We start from the raw sequence: 21,609 nt of genomic DNA, 5'->3' as shown, positions 1-21,609 counted from the left end.
GTCGATCGAGGACTGTGCGTGACGCCCCGGAATACTTCGCTGCAGGACTCAGAACCCACACGCCGCGGCGATTAGGGCGTCATCACGCGTGCAGGTAAAGCCCGCGCTCTCCATTTCGGCAACAACATCGGTCGCGTCGGCGGCGTCGATTTCGAGGGAATCCCCGTTCAACACGCTGCCACTCTTCCTACCGAAGCGGCTTGCGATCGGCTTCGGCACTAGGTCCAACATTAGTTGCGCGGGCCACTCAGGCCAGTCACCGTCTTCGTATCCGGGGATGTCAGCGAGTTCGAACGCCTGGTCGTCGGGAGGGACCTCAATCTCCGAGTTGTCAAGACTGTCGACTATTTCTTGCCATCGCGCTGGCTTTAGCTCTTCACGAGCGGTTCCCCACGTCGGGAAACCACCCCGCAGTAGCGCTAGCTCTTGAGCGAGAGTCTTAATTATGAAGATCAGACTGTCGCCTTGGTCGCCGTATACGAGATCGGTGTCAGTAATTTCAGGCTCCTTGAGGCTTGAGAAATAGTACGCATCTCTTCATCTCGTGCACGCTACAAAATGTTTCACAGCGACGAGAAGGTGGCTCGTGGACTCGTCAGTGGTCGATACAGAGCTCGTCGCAAACGAGATTTCTATCCGAAGCAGAGGAGCCCCAAGCCTGACCTCAGATACAGGCCTCCAGAGCAGCACTCCATGCTCCGAAGACACGCCGGGAGCGCCCCGGTTGAAGGATCCTAGGGGTAACTGAGAAGGTCACCAGTAGGGTTGGCAACGATTCAAACCTGACTAGGGTTGGCGGGGTGAGAGTGGGCACAGCAATGACCGTTCCGGATGTTCCGGAGGGACCGCTCCCGTTGGGCTCGATGCGTACGCTGGCGAGCCACACAATCGCCGTTCCGCACCTCATCGAGTTGCTTCGAGCGGTACCCGCAGACGCAGCTCACGAGTGTTACCGCGAGGCGGTTGTTGATGACAACATACTGGGCCGCCCCACTCACACTGGCAGGCAGCGATCGTTCCGTCATTTACGAGAACTCTATTTTTTGGATCCCGAACGACGCGGGTTCGTCGCTTTGCGACGGCTCTGGGACGTCGACGCAGCAGCACAACCACTGATGGCTGGCATCTTAGCCTTCACGAGGGACGGCATCCTTCGTGCGTCGTTCCCAGCGATTCAACGGGCGGCACCGACAATGATCGTCACTTCTGACGACCTCACCAAGGCTGTGACCACCGTCTACGGAGCAGACTTGTCCGAGTCGACTCTCGGCAAGACGGGGCGAAACACGGGCGCTTCTTGGACCCAAACTGGCCATCTCGCGGGACGAACGAAGAAGGTCCGCCAAACCATCAATCCGTTCCCGCCTGCTGTCGCGTTCGCTGCCTACCTCGGCCACCTGGCGGGTATGCGAGGTACCGGCGTTCTGGACACATCTTGGGCTGCTCTGCTCGATCTGCCAGGAGGAGCGTCTCTGGACGCGCTGCGCTCTGCGCACACACAGGGACTCATCGATCTCCTGGTCGCCGGAAACGTGGTCGATGTCAGTTTTCCGTTCATCGAAGGGACCCGCTGATGAGTCGCGTATCGGACCTCGTCGATGCATACACCGAGGAGTTACGCCTCCCGTGGCGCTCGGGGCTGTCTGGCGGAGAACGGGTGTGGATGCTCGTTTACCCGCCGGACATCGAGCGCGCAATGCGCGCGGCGCTCCCAAGGCTTGAGTTGGTCACGGGCGAAGGAGGTCACGGCTGGACACTCGTCGACATCACAGATGAGCTCGGAAGCTGGCTAGCTTCGCACCGGTACGCAGAATCGTTTTTCGAGGATCCGAGTGACCTCACTCCTTCGATCATTGACAAGTTCGAAGCTGAGCTTGTGAAGAAGGTTCGCGCGCACCTGGCCACCGCACCGGTCGACCAAGTGGTGGCGCTTGTAGGCATCGGGTCAATATTCCCCTTCCTTCGTGCGTCGAGCGTAATAAAAGCAATCGATGGTGAAGTACGTGGTCGGCTACTTGTCCTGTTTCCTGGTCTCCACAATCCTGAGACTCATTCCTTCCGTCTACTGGATGCTCGGGATGGCTTTGATTACCGCTCTCGCGTCATCGACCCGCAAAAGGACTTCGCGTGACCATCAATAACGAGCTCTTCACCCGTCGCCCGCTCGACTTCGAGATTCCGAACGACGGGGTGACGAACGTCGACCGACCGGGCGACTCGAATCAATGGAAAGTTCTGGAATACGAACTCACGAGCTTCGTGTGCGAAGGCGAGTACGAACACGGACTGGAGCGCATCCTCGACTCCTACGTTGGTCACCGAGGCAGCACGACGCAGCCGGCGGTTTGGGTTTCCGGCTTCTACGGGAGCGGAAAGTCACACCTTGTGCGGGTACTGCAACACCTGTGGGCGGACACAGCACTCCCCAGCGGCGCATCTGCCCGCGGTCTGGTTAACCTGCCGCAAGGCATCAGAGACCAGCTCGTCGAACTATCCACCGTCGGCAAGCGCGATGGTGTGGCCCCGTGGTCTGCCGCCGGTGCGCTCGATCGGAGCGGCGAAACACTCAATGCGGTCTTTCTCGCCATCGTGCTCGGGGCAGCCGGCCTCCCCACCCGCGTTGAGCCAGCCCAGGTTGCGCTCTGGCTCGCGAGCAGAGGCGAATTAGATGCCGTCCGCGCCCACGTCGAGTCGAACGGTGCGGATTTTGTCGAGGAACTGAGTGAGTACAACCTCAGCAGTCGGCTCGCAGACGCTATCCTATTCGCCGATCCGAGTTTCGCTTCCAACGGTGCCGATGTCCGCAAGGCATTGCGCAGTCAATTTCCACCCGATGCGCGGGCACTGTCTACGGACGAGACGATCGCACTACTCCGTAAGGTTTTACGACATGTCGGTGGCGAGGCGATTCCGCCGACCCTTGTCATCCTCGACGAGGTTCAACAGTATGTCAGTGGCGACGGTGGACGAGCAATGGAAGTCCAAAACCTTGTTGAGTCTGTGTCCCGCGAACTCGACGGACGCGTACAACTAGTCGCCACCGGCCAGCAGGAGCTGACTGCCGATACGACTTTGCATAGACTTCAAGATCGCTTCACAGTAAAGGTCGTTCTGAAAAATCAAGACGTCGACGCTGTTGTCCGACGGGTGCTTCTCAACAAGGAGCCCGCTAAACGCTCTATTCTGGAGAAAGCACTTGATGGAGCATCTGGCCAGATCTCTCGTCAGCTGGCTGGGAGCAAGATTCAGCACACGGCTCAAGACGATGTTGACCTGACCGAGGACTACCCATTACTCCCGAGCCGCCGACGGTTCTGGGAGAGCGTCCTAAGGCAGGCCGACGCCGGCCGAGCCGGACAACTGCGGTCACAGCTACGGATCGTGCACGATGCCAACCGACTGGTTGCCCTCAAATCTGTCGGAACAGTAGTCGGTGCTGACTATCTGTACTCTGCGAAGCATGAGGACCTTAACGGCGCAGGACTCCTGCTAAAGGAAACTCAGCGTCTTATTCACGAACAAGCGGAGAAAGCGCCACTTCGAGGCCGCGTCCTCGGTCTCATCCACCTGATCAGCCTGCTGCCGACCACCCCTCCAGGCGACATTGGCATCCGCGCCACAGTTGAGCATCTGGTAGACCTGTTGGTCGAAGATCTGGCCAACGACGGAACTGTCCTCCGCCAGGAAGTCCCAGACGTTTTAGTTGTCTTAACTGAGGCGGGGATTCTGCAGCAGGACGGTGAGGAATACCGCCTCCAGACAGCGGCCGGTCGGACTTGGGACGAGGCTTTTCGAAGGCATGCCGCACAACTCACCGACAGCGAGATCAGTACAGACCGCGACAATAGGTTGCGTGCTGCTGTCGAAAAGGCGATACCGGTATCAGTTTCGCAAGGCAAGGCGAAAGTCGCACGGAAGCTGGGTCTGCACACCGACAGCGCTCCACCACTCACGTCCCAAACGATCCCAGTGTGGCTCCGCTCGGAGTGGGACGACGGCACGACAACAAAACAGTTCGAGGACCTGGCACGGGGGCTCGGCTCCGATTCCCCCGTCGTGCTCGTGCACCTCCCGCGGGTTCAGGCCCAGGCGTTCGCTGCGGCGCTGCGTACAGAGATTGCTGCACAGCGCACTCTCGATCAACAGGGAATCCCACAGGACGACGAGGGAAAACAAGCACGACGGGCCACGGAATCCAGGCTTTCGCGCGCGCAGAGCCAGGTTGGTGACCACATCCGAAACGTATTGTCCAAGGCTAGCATCCAGCTCGCTGGAGGCTCTGCACCGACGGGTAGTGCACTAAGAGACCGTATAGAGAACGGCGCTCAGTCGGCGGCAATGCGACTTTTTCACAAGTTCGACGTGGCCGACGACGCTCGCTGGAACCTTGTTATCGAACGGATCAAGAAGGGCTCAGGCGCGGATGCTCTGAAGGCGGTTGGGTACGACGCCGACCCTGAGCAACATCCTGTGGTAAAAGCGATCCTTGGCCGGATCGGAGGCGCAGGTACGCCTGCCACCGACGTGGAAAAGGCTGTTCTCGCTGCGCCGTTTGGATGGCAGCGTGATGCGCTGATGGGGGCGGTTGGCGTGCTCCTCGACAACGGTCTGATCCGAGCGACGATCAACGGATCAGACGCATCCACGGCCCAAGTTGTCGCGCAAACTCGTCTCGGCACGGTACATCTGAGGCGTGAATCCACGGTGCTAAAGGCCGCCGAAAAGATCGCTGCCCGCAGCCTCCTGGGCAAAGTTGGCGTCACAGTCGACAACGACTCGCTAGTTCTCGGCGTTGAGCAAGCCATGGATCGGCTGCTAAAGAAGGTTGAATCAATCGGCGGAACCGCTCCCCTTCCCGACATTGTTTTCCCCGAGACGATCAAGGTGATACTCGACTTCTCAGGCAACGACCGCATTCATGCACTTCTCGCAGCTAAGGAAGAATTGGTCGAGTTCACGGATCGGCTTAATAAGCTTGAGACACGTCGTCCGTCGCGGCTCGTAAAGCTGACGGCCGCCCGTGCACTATCGGATGCCGCTATCGACCTCGACGGGGCCGCCGAGACACGCGTTCGCCTAGAGGCGTTCCAACAAACACGCGAGCTGCTCGCCGACACGGACCAGATCAGTCCGATCCTGACAGACCTCGCGGGTGCGGTACGCGAAGCGGTCGCTGCTGCTGCGGAGGCCGTTGAGCGAGCCCGAGAAATGGCGGTTCTTGAGCTACAGAATCAGCCGCCCTGGATTGCTTTGGACGCTGAAATGCGAGACCGACTTCTCAACGACCACAACCTCGCCACAGCGGAGAAGCCTGAACTAGGCGATGCGGAGGCGGTCTTAAAAGCAGTTCAGCAGCGGCCTCTTTCGTCGTGGGACGCAGTTCTGGATGCGGTACCTACACGAACCGCCAGGACGCTAGAGGCCGCCGTTCGGCTAACCGCGCCGAAGGCGGGCATTGTCACCGTTCCCGCTGCCACCCTCGCCAGCGCCCAGGATGTTGATAGATATCTTGCCGGCCTTCGTTCGAGCCTTATCGAAGCTATCGCCGAACACGACACTGTGATGGTGAAGGGATCATGAGCACCGTTCTAAACGGCGGCCAGCGGACTCACCTTGACCGCGCTGTGCAACGAGCCAGAGATGTAGCTGAGCAGGCCGCCGCCGACGCCCTTCGAACGCTCGCGGTCGCGGAGCCCACTCGACCTTCGTATTTGAAGGACGCAGACAATGCTCTCCGCCTTGGTTTGAGACAGAAGGCAAGACAGCTCGGCGATGACACCTCACCAAGCGGAGCCAATCTAAATAACCTGATACGCGAGGTTGCGTATGAGCAGTGGCATCGGTTACTTTTTTCGCGGTTCCTTGAAACCAACGGACTTCTTCGTCATCCAGATTTCCTTGACACCCCGCTGGCACTTGAGGATTGCGCGGAGCTCGCCGATGCCCTGGATGAGGCTGATAGCTGGTCGGTTGCTGCTCGGTTTGCGTCGGAGATTCTTCCGGGTGTCTTCCGTCCGGACGACCCTGCTGTCCAAGTTCGATTCGCAACCGAGCACCGTTTCGCGCTCGAAGCGATTCTCTCAAGCCTTCCGAAGGAAGTATTCAAGACACAGGATGCACTCGGGTGGGTTTACCAATTCTGGCAGACAGCGGAGAAAAAGCGCGTCAACGAGTCCGGGGTCAAGATTGGCAGCGCCGAGCTTTCACCGGTCACGCAGCTGTTCACGGAGACCTATATGGTTCGTTTCCTACTCGAGAACTCGCTAGGCGCTTGGTGGGCGGTTAGATACCCGAATTCTCCGCTTGTCCACTCCTGGGAGTATCTGCGCCGACTCGACGACGGTACCCCTGCTGCTGGGAAATTCGACGATTGGCCGACTACTGCGGCTGAAGTTACAGTCATGGACCCGTGCTGCGGTTCGGGGCACTTCCTAGTCGCGGTGTTCGGGATGCTTTGGCGGATGCGATCCGAAGAGGAGGGCCTCTCAGCTGCGGACGCGCAGGACGCCGTTCTTTGCGATAACCTCCACGGACTTGAACTTGATCCTCGATGCACGCAAATCGCAGCATTCAACATCGCACTCGAAGCCTGGAAACAGGGCGGGCTCCGTACTCTTCCGACCCCTCAGATTGCGTGCTCTGGCGTACAGATTGGTGGCGTGCAAAGCGACTGGGAGAACTTAGCAGGAGACGATCACGAGCTGCGCAAAGTGCTGACCCACCTCCATAGTCTCTTCAGTCAGGCAGACTCCCTCGGATCACTCATAGACCCGCAGCTAGCGTTTGACAGAGATGGTGGCCTCTTCGGTCGCGATCTGAGCATTGGAGTTGCCTGGAGCGAGGTAAGGGATTTGCTCGCCGAGGCGCTTAGCCGTGAGCGGCGAGTAGATGCGGTTCTAAGCCAGACCGCCGATGACGTGGTACACGCTGCCAGCCTCTTAGGGAAGTCATATTCATTAGTGGCTACAAACCCACCGTTCCTCTCGTCTAGCCGGCAGGCCGACGATTTCAAGGAACTGACCAGAGACTTCGATGTAGCCGCAAGCGGCAACCTGGCTTATTCGATGTGGCGACGTTGGGAAAAAAGCTCTCGGGCTTTTGTCCTGCCGCAGAATTGGCGGTATCAAATCACCTACTCCCGGCTCCGGAAGGAGACTCTCGCAAGAAACGAACAGCACTTCGTTGCAGCACTCGGTGTAAACGGCTTCACCACTAGCATGTGGGATTTCAACTCGGATTTGGTCGTGTCGAGTCAAGACCACCGCCGCACCCTATCGGGTGTAGACGCCTCCGATGGCGGGGCACCTGACGCGGTTGCTCACTTGCTTCAAAGCCAGCCAATTCTGAAAGCCTCGATTGATAGCCAGATTGCGAATCCCGACCACCGCATAACACTCACGGTAATCGATCAATCAACACTACTTTCAGCACTTGCAAGCTCATCTCAAGGAGTCACGACGGGTGACAACCCACGTTACATGCGTAAAATATGGGAAGTCCCGGCGCATTATGCAGAGTTTCGCCCCATCCAGAGTTCGCTTAGCAAGACGGAGACGTACGGCGGCCGCGATCAGATTATTTGGTGGCAAGAAAATGGTGTCGCCTTGATGGGTAGCCCTCAAGCTCGTATTCAGGGAAGCTTCGCGTGGGGAAAGAGAGGCGTTGCCGTCTCCCAGATGGGCAGCCTCCCGGCCACGCTATACACGGGCGAGATATTCGACATGAACACCGCCGTGCTTGTACCACAGGACCTTGACGATCTTCCCGCGTTGTGGGCGTATCTCTCAAGCGACGAATATGCGCGCGACGTTCGCCAAATAGATTCTGCTCTGAAGGTCACGAACGCAACTTTAGTTAAAATACCATTTGATCGAGAGCGCTGGTCCGAGGCTGCCGCTGCGGCTGGCCCGTTACCAAGCCCGCAATCCGTCGACCCGACGCAGTGGCTATTTACCGGCGATATATCCGGATCGGACCACCCTCTGCAGGTTGCATTAGCGCGTATGCTCGGCCATCGGTGGCCCGAGCAGCAACCCGACGCCCTCGATCGGTTCGCAGATATTGATGGCATCGCTGCTTTACAGTCGCTCCCGGGGGAGTTAGATCTAGCAACTCGCTTACGTGAGATGCTAGCTGAAGCCTACGGTAGTGAATGGTCCAGTGGCATGGAACGGTTTTTGGTTAATAAAGCCGACGGGACGAACGGCCGCTTGGAGGACTGGCTGCGAGAGACCTTCTTTGCACAGCACGTCAAAGTTTTCGACAACAGGCCGTTTTTATGGCACGTATGGGATGGCCTTAAGGACGGTTTCTCGGCGGTGGTCAACTACCACCGGCTCGACCATCGGACACTTGAGAAGCTCACCTTCACATCATTGGGTGCGTGGATCGAGCGCCAAAAGCACGAAGATGCTGCCGGCCGTGCCGGAGCGAGCGCTCGCCTCAGAGCGGCTGAGGCATTGCAGGAGAAGCTTAAGCTGATCCTAGACGGCGCGCCACCGTACGACGTCTACGTCCGGTGGAAGGGACTTCACGAGCAACCGATCGGATGGAACCCTGACCTGGACGACGGCGTGCGGCCCAATATCCGTCCATTCGTGACGGCTGGGGTGTTGCGGTCAAAGGTCAATGTGCATTGGAGAAAAGACCGGGGCACGAATGCCGACGGCTCCCAGCGAATTAACGATCTTCACCCGACCCTGGAGGAACGCCGAGAAGCACGGCGGCATGCTGCGGTGAAGCCGTGAGTATCGTTCGAGACGTTGTCGCGCAGGCTCTGCGCGATGCCGCGAAGTACAACGCAGACACCAGCATTCCGCCGGCGGCCGTCTTCTGGCCGGACCCAGACCGCGTGTGGGAGCCGTTTATCTCCGTACTGCAAGAAGCTGCGCCAATCCTCGTACTCGGCGAATACGACTTGGCCATGGCACAGGGGCCTGCAATCTGGATTCGAGCCGTTCTGTCCGCAACTGATTCAATTGAACTCCCACCACATCTGGCCGACCGCAACGACCGCAACCCTTGGGTGATCTACCTTCCGGGCCACGGCCGAAGCTCATTGTCCGATTTTACTACCCTTGACTCCGCCGTATCGCCTCTTGCAGACGTTGCGCTCCGGTCGAACTGGTGGCTTTCTACGCATGGCCAGACCGCCTGGACACCGCATTCATTTCTTGGCTCGAAGAATGGAGCGGGGCTTGACATCGCAGGCGACGCTAAGACTAAGTCCGCGCTGATGAATGTTGTTGATCGCCTACTCACAGAAGACGTCGACGAACTACGTGATATGGGACGTCTTGACGCTTCGCGGCTGCACTCGCTCGTCATGACGGACAGTGTTCGTGCCTTGCTTGATTGGCTCGATGACCCTGACGGCACGAAGCAGACCTTTGAAGGTGCTCGCTGGGATGCGTTCGTCGAGGCCTGCCGTTCGGTCTACGGATTCGACCCGACGAAGGACGGTCAGCTGACCGCCGCAGCTTGCCTCGGTGCCCGTGAGGGTGCTTGGCGTCAGGTGTGGGCTCGTTTCACCGAAAATCCTGGTCGCTACCCGCGGCTTCCGGCTGTTCTGGACAATGCCCGCCCCGCCGGTGACCTCTTTGGCGGCACGGATCCGCACCCCGACTCGTGGCCATCATGGAATCTGGAGGAGGAAGATCAGCTCCGTGCAGCACTCAAAGACCTTAACGCGCAGCACGACCCTGGTCAGACTCGCACAGCAGTTAAGGAACTCGCTGCCTCTCATCTGTGGCGAGAAGAGAGTGTCTGGGGTGAGCTGGGGCTCGCACCACTGGCCCGCGCTGTAGGTTTTCTCGCGGAGTTGGCCGAGATGTCTATGACGCCCGCGCGCGCCGGTGACTTAAATGCACAGGTGGCTTGGTACGCGGCCGAGGGGCATAAGATCGATGACATGGCGTTGCGGGCCATCGGTGCGGCTACAACGGCGTCGGATCGCGACGCCGTGTGCAAAACCCTAACGAGAATTTACGACCCCTGGGTGGAGATGACAGCGCGCACCTTCCAGGCGGCAGCGGTAGATGGATATCAGGGCGATACCGGTCTTGACGTCGCCGCCGGGACATGTGTGGTATTCGTTGACGCATTACGCTTCGATCTCGCACAACGGCTGGCTCAAAGCCTGACACCGTTCAGAATTTCAGTATCGTCAAGGCTTGCGGCGTTCCCCACGGTGACCCCGACGGGGCAGCCTGCTGTCGCACCAGTCGCGGCCAACTTCGGCGCTGGCCAGGCATTCGACGCAGCCGATGCCGAGGGTCGTTCGGTAAGGGGCCAGGTCTTCCGCTCGACCCTTGCCAGCGCAGGGGTGCAGTACCTCAATTGGAGAACGGCCGAGACTGGCGACGTCAACAAGATCGGTTGGACTCAGACCAACACGATAGACGCGCTGGGTCACGACCACGGCCACGCGCTCGTCGACATGCTTGACCAGCAGCTCGACCTGGTTGCAGAACGAATTAAATGCCTTTTGGCTGCAGGCTGGCGGCAGGTCGTTGTTGTAACGGACCACGGCTTTCTCATGCCCGCATCGGCCGCGATCAAGGTGGTTCTCCCTCTAGCGGTCACTGAAGGCGACGCTGCGCGCAAGCCACGAGTTGCACGGCTGAAGGCCGGTGTCACTCGGCCAAACTTTCCGATCGTGCCTTGGACATGGGATTCCTCGATCGAGATGGTGAGCGCCCCTGGAGCGGCTGCCTTCGAAGCGGGGACGGTTTATGAGCATGGTGGCTTGAGCCTGCAAGAATGCGTAATTCCAGTCATCGAAATCTCGGCCGCCGCGGTCACTTCCGGTAGTACGCGCATCGAAGGCATTCGGTGGACCGGCCAACGCTGTCGCGTCGACTTCGAGCCGGCCGAGGCTGACGTCACCGCAGAAGTCCGTCTCGCACCCGCGGATCCCTCCACGACTGTAGCGGGCCCGAAGTCGCCGTCCGAGCCTGGAGAGTTGAAACTTCTAGTCGACGAAGAAGACGCAGCTGAGGGGACTACCGCCTACGTGGTTCTCCTCTCAGCAGACGGCGTCATCATCGCGCAACACCAGACGACGGTAGGGGGCACCGCATGACCGACACAATCATGCTCGATGCAATCGACGACCTCGCAGCGTCGGCATTCGAGGGCTATGTAGTTCGCAAGGATCTCGCGCAGCAGTTCAAGGGTGCATATCCTGTGCCGACATACGTTGGCGAGTTCCTCATCGGCCGGTACTGCGCCACTACGGACCCGGACGAAATCGAAGAAGGCCTCAAAGTCGTTCGCAGATTGCTTTCGGACCGAACCGTTCGCGCGGGCGAAGAAGAACTTTTCAAATCGCGCGCCCGTGAACGGATGACAATCAAACTTATCGACCTCGTCAAGGCACGCCTAGACGCTAAATCGAACGTCTACATTGCGGAATTACCAAGCCTGGGCCTTAAAGATGTCCGCATTGACGATGCGGTGGTGCGCGATAACGAACGCATGCTGACGGGTGGCTTTTATGCTGAAGTCGACCTCTACTACGATGCAATCATTGCGGACGAAAACAACGGGAAACCGTTCGCGATCGGCTCCTTGCGACCCATACAGCTTTCGACCCGCGACTCACTAGTACGCCTGGCCGAGGGCCGATCCCGCTTCAGCACCGAGCAGTGGAAGCACCTGCTGCTTCGCTCCGTTGGTTTCGAGCCCGAGCAACTGTCGGTCCGCGAGCAGGACGTGTTGCTTCTTCGCATGGTTCCGTTCGTTCAACGCAACTACAACATGGTCGAACTAGGCCCACGCGGAACTGGTAAATCACACCTTTATCAGCAGGTCTCCCCATACGCTCACTTGATTTCGGGCGGCAAGGCTACCGTTGCACGCATGTTCGTTAACAACGCCACCGGGCAGCGCGGACTCGTTGCGCAATACGACGTCGTCTGCTTTGACGAAGTATCCGGTGTTTCCTTCGACCAGAAGGATGGCGTCAACATCATGAAGGGCTACATGGAGTCCGGCGAGTTCTCCCGTGGCCGTGAATCCATCCGCGCAGACGGCTCAATCGTGCTGGTCGGAAACTTCGATGTCGATGTCACTCATCAGCAGAGGATCGGGCACCTGCTGTCACCGCTACCACCCGAGATGCGCGACGACACAGCATTTATGGATCGCGTACATGCGTACCTGCCCGGCTGGGACGTCCCAAAACTCAACCCTACCTACTTCACTCACCACTTCGGCCTCGTGAGCGATTTCCTCTCCGAGTGCTGGTCGTACCTAAGAGCTCAGTCCCGGCTTGCGTCAATACAAGGTCGCGTCAATTACTCGGACGCCCTGTCAGGGCGTGACCTCTCTGCCGTCAATAAAACGGTCGACGGACTACTAAAGTTGCTATACCCCAATGCCGAGGCGCTGATTTCGGACGAAGACCTGGAGTGGGCTGTCCGCATTGCTTTGGAGTGCCGCCGCCGAGTCAAAGAGCAGCAGCGTCGAATCGGTGCAGCAGAGTTTCGTAACACTCAGTTCGGCTACCGAATCGGCGAGGGTATCGAACAGTTCGTCTCGACACCCGAGCTCGCCAGCCCTGACTCTATTGGCCTCGATCCGTTACCGCCGGGGCAGGTCTGGGCCATTGCCGAAGGCGACGGTGAAGTAGGGGCTGGCCTTTATAGGATTGAAGCTGCAGACACTCCCGGTGCTGGGACCCGTGGTCTCCTCAACCAAGCGGCACCCGCGCCACTTCGCGAAAGCTTCAAGGTGGCTGAGCAGAACCTCGTCGCGCAAGCGCGCGTGCTGGTGGGAGATCGCGACCCTCGTGAGCACAACCTCACAGCCCAGGTTCGCGCCCTAGACGCCGCGAAGACAGGGGCCGGTCTTGGCCTACCCATTCTCCTTGCTCTCACATCATCAATGCTTCAGCGTTCCGTGCGTGGCGGGCTCATCGCCGTCGGCAACCTCTCGCTGGGCGGCGGCGTGGAGACAGTACTAAATGCAGCTGCGCTGGCTGAGCACGCAATGGAGAAGGGTGCCACAGCGCTTCTGCTTCCGGTGTCTACCCGGCGCCAACTACTCGATGTAAGTGACGAGGTTGCAACGAAGGTGTCGTTCATCTTCTACAGCGATGCCCAAGACGCGTTGATCAAGGCCCTGGACGAATGACTCTCAGACCGCCTACATCCGAATCAATTCTGCTGCATAATTTACCTTCATATCGAAACTTGACAGCCTCGACACGTACCAACGGTGCACCACCACCACGGAAACACCAAGGCGGGCATCGTTGTTGGAAATTGATGAGCATCTCGATGAACCATAGCCCCTACCCTAGACCCGCAGCTACAGATTCCTTCGGTGGGCTTTTGATCCGAAGGCAAACTTCCGGGATAGAAATTGCTACAGTTAGCAGATGGCCGATATGGGATGGCGAGAAGCAATAGTTCGGGTGCTACATGAAAACACAGGGGATATGCACTACTCTGCGATTGCACAGGAGATCATCGATCGGAAGTACCGCTTGCAGGTCGGGGCAACTCCAGCGAACACGGTGGCATCACTTCTTTCACAAGATCCCCTGAGGAATAATGTCATAAAAATCGAACGAGGAATTTACCGCTTAAAAGAGACAACACAGCCACAGCTGGCAGCGGAAACTTCACATCCGGAAGATTTCACCAACATGAAAGATCTGAACAATACTTCAGATGCCGCCGCAGAAGAAATGGGACTGATAAACGCTTTTGGAATTTTCTGGCACCGGGATGAAACTATGTGGAGCGAAAAACCGATTCGGCTTCTCGGTGAACAGCAATCCGGGAGCGCACCGGTGGACTTCGGAGAACAGGTGGGCGTTTATCTGCTATACGACGGAAGTCGTATTGTCTATGTGGGCCGAGTAACGGAACCGCGCATGGGATTAAGGCTGTGGGAACATACTCGAGATAGACACAAGGGTAGGTGGGATCGATTCTCGTGGTTCGGTGTGCGTCCAGTCGATGACAACGGAATCCTCGCTGCAGCCCGGTCAGACAGCATCGAAGTAAACACACTCATCGCTACGATGGAAGCGTTGTTAATCGAAGGACTAGAACCGCCGCAAAACAGGCGAAAGGGAGACGGATTCAATGCCGTCGAGTTCATACAAGTAATAGACCCAAAGATTAAATTACGGCAGCAGCAAGAGATGCTAAGCAAATTGCAACATCAGCTTTTCCCCGGCAACTAGCCGCATCGACCCCTATCATGAGTACCAACATAGCTTGGCTGTTGGGACACATCCCGCGACTTGAACGTGGCCGACGGAAAACGACAACGGTCGGTGGGTTGCGAAAGTCGCCGAACGTCTTCTTTCCGCGGGTTGCCAAAACTCGGCACGCCGCAAGACTTCAAGGGGCCAAGGCCCGTGCGGCGTCGATACCATTTCTTCGCAGTTTCGCCACAACCTCGATTGCAACAGACGCCGACTTAGCGGCCCGAGCAATCGACACAGGCGGCTCCCCGCCCAGTCCGAAGACATCGACGAGAATCCGAGCCTCCTTCGCTGTCAACGTCGCGGCATACCGCAACATCAGATCGAGATTGCCGGGCGTGCCGATCGAATCTGCTACTGAATCCATCCGCACTGCAGACGGACTCGACACAGAGGCAGCCGAGACAGCACGGTTCCGGCCTTGGGACCGGGACAGTTCAGCAGCGGCAACAGGCTCGATGAACGTCGGTGGCTTGGAGGAGACGAGCATCGGTTTCAGTTTGGGTTCTACAGGTCGCGTCAACCATTCCGTTAGTAGCGTTGACGCTTGCGCGATGGGGACATCTACCTGTTCCTCAGCAATCTCGAGGAGTTGCTCCAAGAACGCCTCGTGCGCGCCGAGCGACGGGTCCTCCATGGTGCCCGGCACGTACATGATCACGAATGCGGCTGCCCGGTCTCCGGGCTTGAGCCGCAGCACCCGCCCCATGCGCTGAATCATCTGACGTCGGGAACTGCTGCTGGCGATGATGACGCCGACATCCACGGCAGGAACGTCGATTCCCTCGTCCAGCACCCTGGGTGCGACAAGGTTAGTCAGTGCTCCGCTGCGGAACTGTTGCAGCACTCGAGTTCTGGCCAAACGATCAAGTCCACTGGAGTAAGCGCTGGACTGCACACCGCGCTCTCGTAGAAGTGCCGAGCCTGCTTCGGCCGACGCCTTCGTCTCGGAGAACACGATCGACCGATCTGACTTCGCCAATGCCGGTGCCAACGTTCCGAGCGCATCGATTTTGCCCTGGCAGTCCGCCAGCAACGAGCGTCGCTTGCTGAATGCCGACAAGTACCGGCTGGCGAGTCGTCCTTCCGGAAGGTCTCGGTGTTCGGCGAGCTTCGTCACGGTCTTCATGAACTCACCGAAAGGCGATGCGACACAGTCGTATTTGCTGATCAAATTCTTGCGCGCATCTCTTGCGATCGCATCGTGTTCCTCGAACTTGGCACGTTCGTCTGGTGTGAAGTCGATGGCAACCGTCATCACGCGGACTGGAGCAAGGACGTTGTCTCTCCGTCCACGGGCGAAGTCGCATCCTGCAATCTTCGTTCGGAAGTACGGGAGGATGTGCGTGTCGACACCTTCGTCCTGACGCTCCAGCGTGGCCGTCAATCCGAGGCGATGATCGAACCTATCGGTGAAGACTCGCGCGAACCCGTCGGTGCCATAGCGGTGGACTTCGTCCGCGATCATCAAGGCACCGGGACGCGGCTGAGGGGCACCCTTCATGATGGCCGATTGGATGGTGGTGATCAGAACGCTGCTATGCCGAAAGTCGTCCCGATGCCCGTTCCCCCGCCTCCCAACCGATACCGACGGGAGTTGCTGTTTGACCTCCGTGTGCCACTGCTCGAGAAGATCGATGGTGGGCACCACGACGAGGACCTGCTGGTTCAGGCTCCGCGCCGACACGATCGCAGCCACACCGACACGCGTCTTACCAGTGCCTGTGACTGCTTCGACGATGGCACGATTGCCGGCCCCTCGCCAGGCCTCGAATGCTTCCTTCTGCCAAGCCCTCAATTCCGTCATGATCCCGCGTCCTCGGGTCGTACCCATTCGGCAACGCCGTTGGGCCGCTGTCGGCGCACGAGCTTCTTTGTCAGTTCCAAGTCTGCGAGCAGTTGCTGAGCAGCGATCGGGTTCATGCCTGTTATCAACGAGCAACGCCGCAACGTAAGTGGCGCGTCACGACGCGCTGCAGCCACTGCGATGACGCGCCCCGTCGAAAGGGAAGCCGCGGGTAGCGATGCCAATGCCGCTTGCACCGCGGCAGGGAGCGTTTCGATACCGACCCCCGCTGTAGCCGCGGCTACAGGTGCTGTCGAAACGACGGGCTTTTTCGACGGTGCCCGTTTCGGCATGACTGCCGGCGAAGGACGCGTCGTCACCGGCACGCGCTTGACCGGGGTGGACCGTCGCGGGGTCGAGTATCGAGAGTCGACCCGAATCTCGCGCGACCCATCGAGCTTCGGCGGTCGTGTCTCCCCCGGCTCGAGCTCGACGACCTGAACGGAAGTCGAACGGACTGGATATTTTTCCTCGATCACCGTAGGCAACGGCGCGACCACGGTATCCACAACCGGAGCAGGAGTCACCGGCTCCTCGTCAGGAGGGGCATCATCGTTGGAATTCGCGCTCAGTACAACCGGTTTCCAACTCTCGGCCCGGCCAGCGTCTGCAATCTCCACTTCACCGGGAAGAATTCCGACCGCGTCCAGAATTTCTATGATCGGGGCGAGCGCCGTGTCCACGTCGACGACGACCTGGGACGCACGCACTCTTCCGAACGTCCACCCACACCGCTTCAAATCCATTTCTCGGCGAAGGCGCTCGACAACAACGTCTCTCGAACGCTCACGGTCGTCATCGCATTCGATCGCGACCTTCGATGCGACACCGGTGACCACCAGATCCAGGACGAGTTCGTTGATCTCGATCGCAGAATTGACGTGGTATCCGCGATCGCGCAGGGCGACGAACACCCTTTGCGCTGTCATCGATACGAAATCACTGTGGAGAGCTTGCTCGTCGACAACCTGCGGCATCTCCGGAACCGGGACAGTGGGGGCAGCTTCCATATAGGTGAGCAACGACGTCCGCAGATCCAGCGGCGACAGATCCCCTGCCCGAACAGAATGGAACAACCACAACTGATCACGAGCGCGGCTTGCAGCGACATTGAAGCGGCGCTGCCACATCTCGTTGGTCAACGCATTGCTCGACGATCCCGCGCCGACGACCATCGACACGAACATGACATCTCGCTCATCTCCCTGAAAATCGGGAGGTGTTCCCACTCGAAGACGCAAACTGTCCCGTTGCTCGGCAGGAACCGCCTCTGTGATCAGTGAGCGAATCAACTCGACCTGCGCACGGCTCTGCAAAACGACGACTCCGAAAGTCATACCGTCGTAGTCAGGATCGGAGATGCACTCGCACAGTCTCTCGACGAGGCCACGTGCTTCGATCTCGTTGACCAAGGTCGCACTCGACCCCGTCGTTTCAGCGCCCTCGACGTAGGTCGACACGAGCGGTTGCAGGCGTTCCGCTCCGAACTGTCGAACAGGAATCAGCGGAGTGTCTCGATAGAACTGCTGCGACGACCATTCGATGATCTCCGGCATGGACCGGAAGTGCTCACGTAGCCGCACACGCTGGTTGTACCGGCTCCGGAGAAGCGAAAACAGGCTCGAGCGAGGGCTGAAATTGTTCCGGACGTGCATCGGTAGATCGCCGAGGTGAGAGTCCAGACGCTCGAAAACAGTGTCGTCGGAGACCTGCTGTATTCGATCCGGTGCGCACTGCTTGTCGTCGCCCACCACGATCACCCGCGGTGCGAGCCACATCAAAAACAGACTGCTGATGTCCGCCTGACTCGCTTCATCGACGATCACGACATCGAAGACGTTCTGCTGCGGCGGAATCGAAGACAGAACCTGCCCGATCGGCATGATCCACGCCGGAACAGCACTCTGCGCTTCCTGCATGGCAGCCCGTGCTGAGGCTCGGTAACGCTGTGCGATTTTGGTACTGCCAACACCGATGTTGCTGATGCTCTCCTGGTAGGTGTGGAGCGCTTGCATCTCCCGTGACGTCATGCGCTGCAGACACTCTCGCCATGCTTTCTCCGCCGCCAGTGTCGCTGTGAGCTGGGAGATCTCTCCATCTACATCCTCGTAGAGATCGTCCAGGTTCGATGCTTCGGGGCGGACGAGACGATGTTCGACGTGCTGGTTCGCCCACCTCCACGCCCATGCATCCTCGAAATCGCCGGCAACAGCAACCCAGTCGGTGACGCGGTCGCTCGTGACCAGATGACCAAGTGTCGGTGCTGCTGCATCGAGATCCCGCAGCAGTGCATCCATCGACAACTGTTGCTGCTGTTCGACGCTCGCTCGTGCATATGCACGGACCGCAGCGTCGAATGCCTCGCGGTCGGCGGTGCGGAGTGCGTCCGAAAGTGCGAGCGCTTCTGTGCTGTTCGCCCCTCCAGTTGCAGCGTCGAAACCGTCGGCGATCACCACAAGCCGCTCCAACGCGTCGCGTGCATTTGTGCCCGCCAGCGCCTTCTCGATATCCGACAACAGCCCTTCCACGCCGTCGAGCGTTCGTAGTGCCACCCGGTCTTCGAGCTCATCCGAGATTGTTGCAATCCGCCCGACGACGTCCTGCACCAGCGCCACGTCGCGCACGGCACCGTCTAGCTCGTTGATACGCGCCGCGCGACTGTCTCGGTGCGGAACGCGAATACCAAAGTCCACCAACAGCGATGCGGCCTCGTCTACCGAACGAAGCGCACGAATATGTTCTGCAACAACGCGGTATGCATGGCCTCCCTGAGCCGGAACGCCGTCGACTGTGGCTGTTGCGCCTAGTTCGTCGACCGCGGTCTGCTCCTTCGGCGTCCACAACCAGCGGAGGGTGTCGAACCGTCCTTCTGTGTAGAGACGCGCGGCAGCGTCGTACGTCTCCAGAGCAACGAGATCGGCTCTGTCTACGACCACATTCGCTGTGCCGACCACTGCGTCGGCGGACTTCGCGTCGTCGAGCAGGGCTGACGCCTCACTTGCCCTCGTCCACAGGTAGCCGAGCGAACCGGACAACAAACCGTCCAGCGCGGCACGGAGGTTCCCATCCAGCTGCGTACAGCGCGCAAGAACCTGACGAGACAGTGCCGCCAGGCGGCGCAGTTCCGCCGTCGGGACATCAGCGAGTGCAGATACCGAAGCCCGACTGCTTGCACCGTCGCACAGTCGAGTGACCACAGTCTTGCTCGGTAGCACTGTGGACAGGTCCGGAAAAGACTGTTCGCGACGGTCCGCCGCGTGAAGCTCATTCACGACCAGCAGACCCGCGAGCTCAGCAAATTGCGCCGAGGTGAGGGGCGTCGACTCTGTATACAGCGGACCCGGCACCCAGGCCAGCTTGGCGGCAGACGCAGCAAGCTGCAAGGCCACTCCCGACAACGTGCCCTCGTAGTGGGAGCCGAAGTTCAGGACCTCGGACTCCTCGGACCGTGTCGACGTCAGCGCTTCTTCGAGGGTGTGCTTCTTGTTGATCGCTCGGTAACGAGCCCCGGCGATTCTCTCGATATGCCGGTCCGCCTGAGCGATCTCGAAATCCGCAAGTCGGCCGGCGATCACCGAGACACTGTGGTCGAGTTCTTCCGACCCGCCCTTCGCAAGGTCGGTGATCGACACACACAGATCTTGCAGTTCCGCCGGCAACTTGTCTCGTAGCACTCGCAATGCCTGCGACTTCTCACTGGTGACGAGAACTCGCTGACCCTGAGCCAGCAACGCAGACATCAGATTTGCGATGGTGTGGGTCTTTCCCGTTCCGGGCGGCCCTTCGACAACGACACCCGTGTCGAGTGAGAGCTTCTCCATGATGCTGGACTGCGCGCGATTCGCGGGAAGTGGAAATAGAATCTCTGGCGACGGCTCTGAGCTGGGACGCGCCAGCCAGTCGAGCCGGTCTGTCGACTCGATGCTTTCGACGAGCTGTTGGAGTCCCAGCGGAACATCGGCACCGTCGTTCAATGCAGCAATCATGGCGTCGTAGTAGGAGACGAGCGCAAAGCCGGTTCGACGACGAAGCAGCAATGCAGGTGACTCACGAACCGTCCCGCGACGCGCGGCAGGCGGAACATGTCGATCGGGGACGTACGTGATGCTGGAGATGGCCGAATTTGACCACTCCTTCAGAATCATGGATACAGAGCTTGCGATCGGCGAGCCCGCGACATCGCCGAGCTTCTGTGCAAGGGATGCGGCTGGTGCCGTGTGTAGTCCTTTCAGTCCGAGCAACAGTTGCCGGTCTTCGAGCCGAGGGCTACTTCCAGCCGTCAACTTCACCAGCAGATCCCCGGTGTCCTCGTCTCTCGTGACCTCCACCGGCTGAGTGACCAGATGGGAATCGATGGACACTCCGGACAACGTGGCCGATAGGAGTCCCGACGCCAGAACGACTTCGACTGTCTCTGGCTGTGTGTGCGACTCTTCTCGCATTCGATCGACCGACAAGTAGAGCTCGGCCAGCGGACGTTTCGTCGCGTCGTCGGCTGCCCACGTCTGCCATTCGTTGAGCCACGCTCGAAACGCCTTCGACTCGGTTACGCCGGCTCCGCTTGCGAGAGTCGGCGGTTCGGCGGCTCTGTCGATCGGACCTTCCACCGAATCGACGAGCTGTTCGGGTAGTTCCGGGGGCGGTTCAACACTGACTCGGACAACTCTGACGACTACGTCGCCTGCTGTTGCGCTCGCATCGACCTGGACATCACGGTCACGTCGATAGAGCCACTCAAGCCGCGTCGTCGGCCCGTAGGCGCGAACCGGTTTGGACTGAGCCGAGACCGTCTCGCGCAGGAACTCAAGCAATCGACGGACTCTTCCGCCGACCTCATCGCTGTGAACGGTCACCGCACTCCTCACTCCAAGGTTGTCCCGACAATCTATCGCCAGAGTCGGACAACCGTGACGGGCGGTCGGTTGGCTGACGGGACACACGGCAGGTGCGGCCGAAGTTCGCCGAAGTCTGCCCCCGCGAATGGCGTGGCTCGTACTCTCGGAATGAAGTTCAGACGATCGAGGAGCTCACATGGCAGCAGCTGACCTTTCACGTACCGAGCAAGTCAGGGCCAGCTCGACAAAGCCACCCGGGCTGCTGTGTCTAGAAGGTGAGTGGGAGGACGACGATCCGTGGGACAAGCTCAGCGTCGAACACGTGTTGCGACTGCTGGAGCTCCAAAACTACCTGCGGTTGGTGCACAGAAACGTCAACACGGTTGCCGAGCTCGAGTATCACATCAGCAGAATGAGTTATCGGAAAAAGCCGAGATACGACATCGTCTACCTCGCGTTCCATGGCGACCGAGATGGATTCGATGTAGGCAAGAAGGCCGTCTCGCTCGATTCACTTGCTTCTATGCTGTCCCAGCAGGAGCCGGGATTCGTTGTCTACATCGCTTCATGCTCGGTGCTCAATGCTGATGCTGCACAACTGATGTTGTCCGTGGCCATGAAAAAGTACCCACTGGTGGCCAGGTCGAGGTCCCCACTGGTGGCCAACTGAAAGTCCCCGCCCCGTGTTCGTCGTGTCGATCAGG

The 21,609-nt window shown here is 59.2% G+C and carries 11 protein-coding genes; 8 read left to right on the top strand and 3 right to left on the bottom strand.

The annotated features are described in order from the left end of the window. Positions 1-48 precede the first annotated feature (48 nt). The gene (locus CH296_RS28985; RefSeq protein WP_179277760.1) at positions 49-219 is read right to left on the bottom strand and encodes a hypothetical protein; all 171 of its coding nucleotides are present in this window, start codon (positions 217-219) and stop codon (positions 49-51) included. Between the two features lie 974 nt (positions 220-1,193). Here CH296_RS28985 and CH296_RS28620 point away from each other — a divergent pair. The 7 genes from CH296_RS28620 (at position 1,194) to CH296_RS18050 (ending at position 14,200) form a co-directional block, all read left to right on the top strand. Beyond that, entirely contained in the window at positions 1,194-1,574 is a 381-nt protein-coding gene (locus CH296_RS28620; RefSeq protein WP_143546377.1) for a hypothetical protein, read from the top strand. Further along, positions 1,574-2,131: a BREX protein BrxB domain-containing protein gene (locus CH296_RS18075; protein ID WP_094685398.1), complete on the top strand. Its 558-nt coding sequence runs from the start codon at positions 1,574-1,576 to the stop codon at positions 2,129-2,131. Before CH296_RS28620 ends, CH296_RS18075 begins: the two co-directional genes overlap by 1 nt. Next, complete coding sequence (gene brxC, locus CH296_RS18070) at positions 2,128-5,580, top strand: BREX system P-loop protein BrxC (RefSeq protein WP_094685397.1); 3,453 nt, start codon at positions 2,128-2,130, stop codon at positions 5,578-5,580. The genes CH296_RS18075 and brxC overlap by 4 nt, the downstream gene beginning before the upstream one ends. After that, the gene (locus CH296_RS18065; RefSeq protein WP_094685396.1) at positions 5,577-8,747 is read left to right on the top strand and encodes a hypothetical protein; all 3,171 of its coding nucleotides are present in this window, start codon (positions 5,577-5,579) and stop codon (positions 8,745-8,747) included. Before brxC ends, CH296_RS18065 begins: the two co-directional genes overlap by 4 nt. After that, positions 8,744-11,083: a BREX-1 system phosphatase PglZ type B gene (gene pglZ / locus CH296_RS18060; protein WP_094685395.1), complete on the top strand. Its 2,340-nt coding sequence runs from the start codon at positions 8,744-8,746 to the stop codon at positions 11,081-11,083. Before CH296_RS18065 ends, pglZ begins: the two co-directional genes overlap by 4 nt. After that, entirely contained in the window at positions 11,080-13,137 is a 2,058-nt protein-coding gene (gene brxL / locus CH296_RS18055) for a protease Lon-related BREX system protein BrxL (RefSeq protein WP_179277759.1), read from the top strand. The genes pglZ and brxL overlap by 4 nt, the downstream gene beginning before the upstream one ends. Before the next feature lie 247 nt (positions 13,138-13,384). Further along, positions 13,385-14,200: an HTH domain-containing protein gene (locus CH296_RS18050; RefSeq protein WP_218830264.1), complete on the top strand. Its 816-nt coding sequence runs from the start codon at positions 13,385-13,387 to the stop codon at positions 14,198-14,200. 160 nt (positions 14,201-14,360) lie between these two features. On the opposite strand, the gene CH296_RS18045 is transcribed toward CH296_RS18050, so the two are convergent. After that, complete coding sequence (locus tag CH296_RS18045; protein WP_179277758.1) at positions 14,361-16,031, bottom strand: DEAD/DEAH box helicase; 1,671 nt, start codon at positions 16,029-16,031, stop codon at positions 14,361-14,363. Further along, positions 16,028-20,923 carry an AAA domain-containing protein gene (locus CH296_RS18040; RefSeq protein ID WP_143546376.1) on the bottom strand — a complete coding sequence of 1,632 codons (4,896 nt, stop codon included), beginning with the start codon at positions 20,921-20,923 and terminating at the stop codon, positions 16,028-16,030. Before CH296_RS18040 ends, CH296_RS18045 begins: the two co-directional genes overlap by 4 nt. 178 nt (positions 20,924-21,101) lie before the next feature. Here CH296_RS18040 and CH296_RS18035 point away from each other — a divergent pair, with 178 nt between their 5' ends. After that, positions 21,102-21,575 (top strand): DUF6642 family protein, encoded by a 474-nt coding sequence (locus CH296_RS18035; protein WP_094685391.1) that lies wholly within the window; start codon positions 21,102-21,104, stop codon positions 21,573-21,575. Positions 21,576-21,609: the final 34 nt, after the last annotated feature.

It is taken from the genome of Rhodococcus sp. 14-2496-1d (assembly GCF_002259365.1).
Taxonomy (GTDB): domain Bacteria; phylum Actinomycetota; class Actinomycetes; order Mycobacteriales; family Mycobacteriaceae; genus Rhodococcoides.
This window is presented reverse-complemented; position numbering and strand designations above follow the sequence as displayed.

Coding starts and splice junctions, on each gene's coding strand:
- CH296_RS28620 (WP_143546377.1), top strand. CDS start 1,194: ATGATCGTCACTTCTGACGACCTCACCAAGGCTGTGACCACCGTCTAC.
- CH296_RS18075 (WP_094685398.1), top strand. CDS start 1,574: ATGAGTCGCGTATCGGACCTCGTCGATGCATACACCGAGGAGTTACGC.
- CH296_RS18065 (WP_094685396.1), top strand. CDS start 5,577: ATGAGCACCGTTCTAAACGGCGGCCAGCGGACTCACCTTGACCGCGCT.
- brxL (WP_179277759.1), top strand. CDS start 11,080: ATGACCGACACAATCATGCTCGATGCAATCGACGACCTCGCAGCGTCG.
- CH296_RS18050 (WP_218830264.1), top strand. CDS start 13,385: ATGGCCGATATGGGATGGCGAGAAGCAATAGTTCGGGTGCTACATGAA.
- CH296_RS18045 (WP_179277758.1), bottom strand. CDS start 16,031: ATGACGGAATTGAGGGCTTGGCAGAAGGAAGCATTCGAGGCCTGGCGA.
- CH296_RS18035 (WP_094685391.1), top strand. CDS start 21,102: ATGGCAGCAGCTGACCTTTCACGTACCGAGCAAGTCAGGGCCAGCTCG.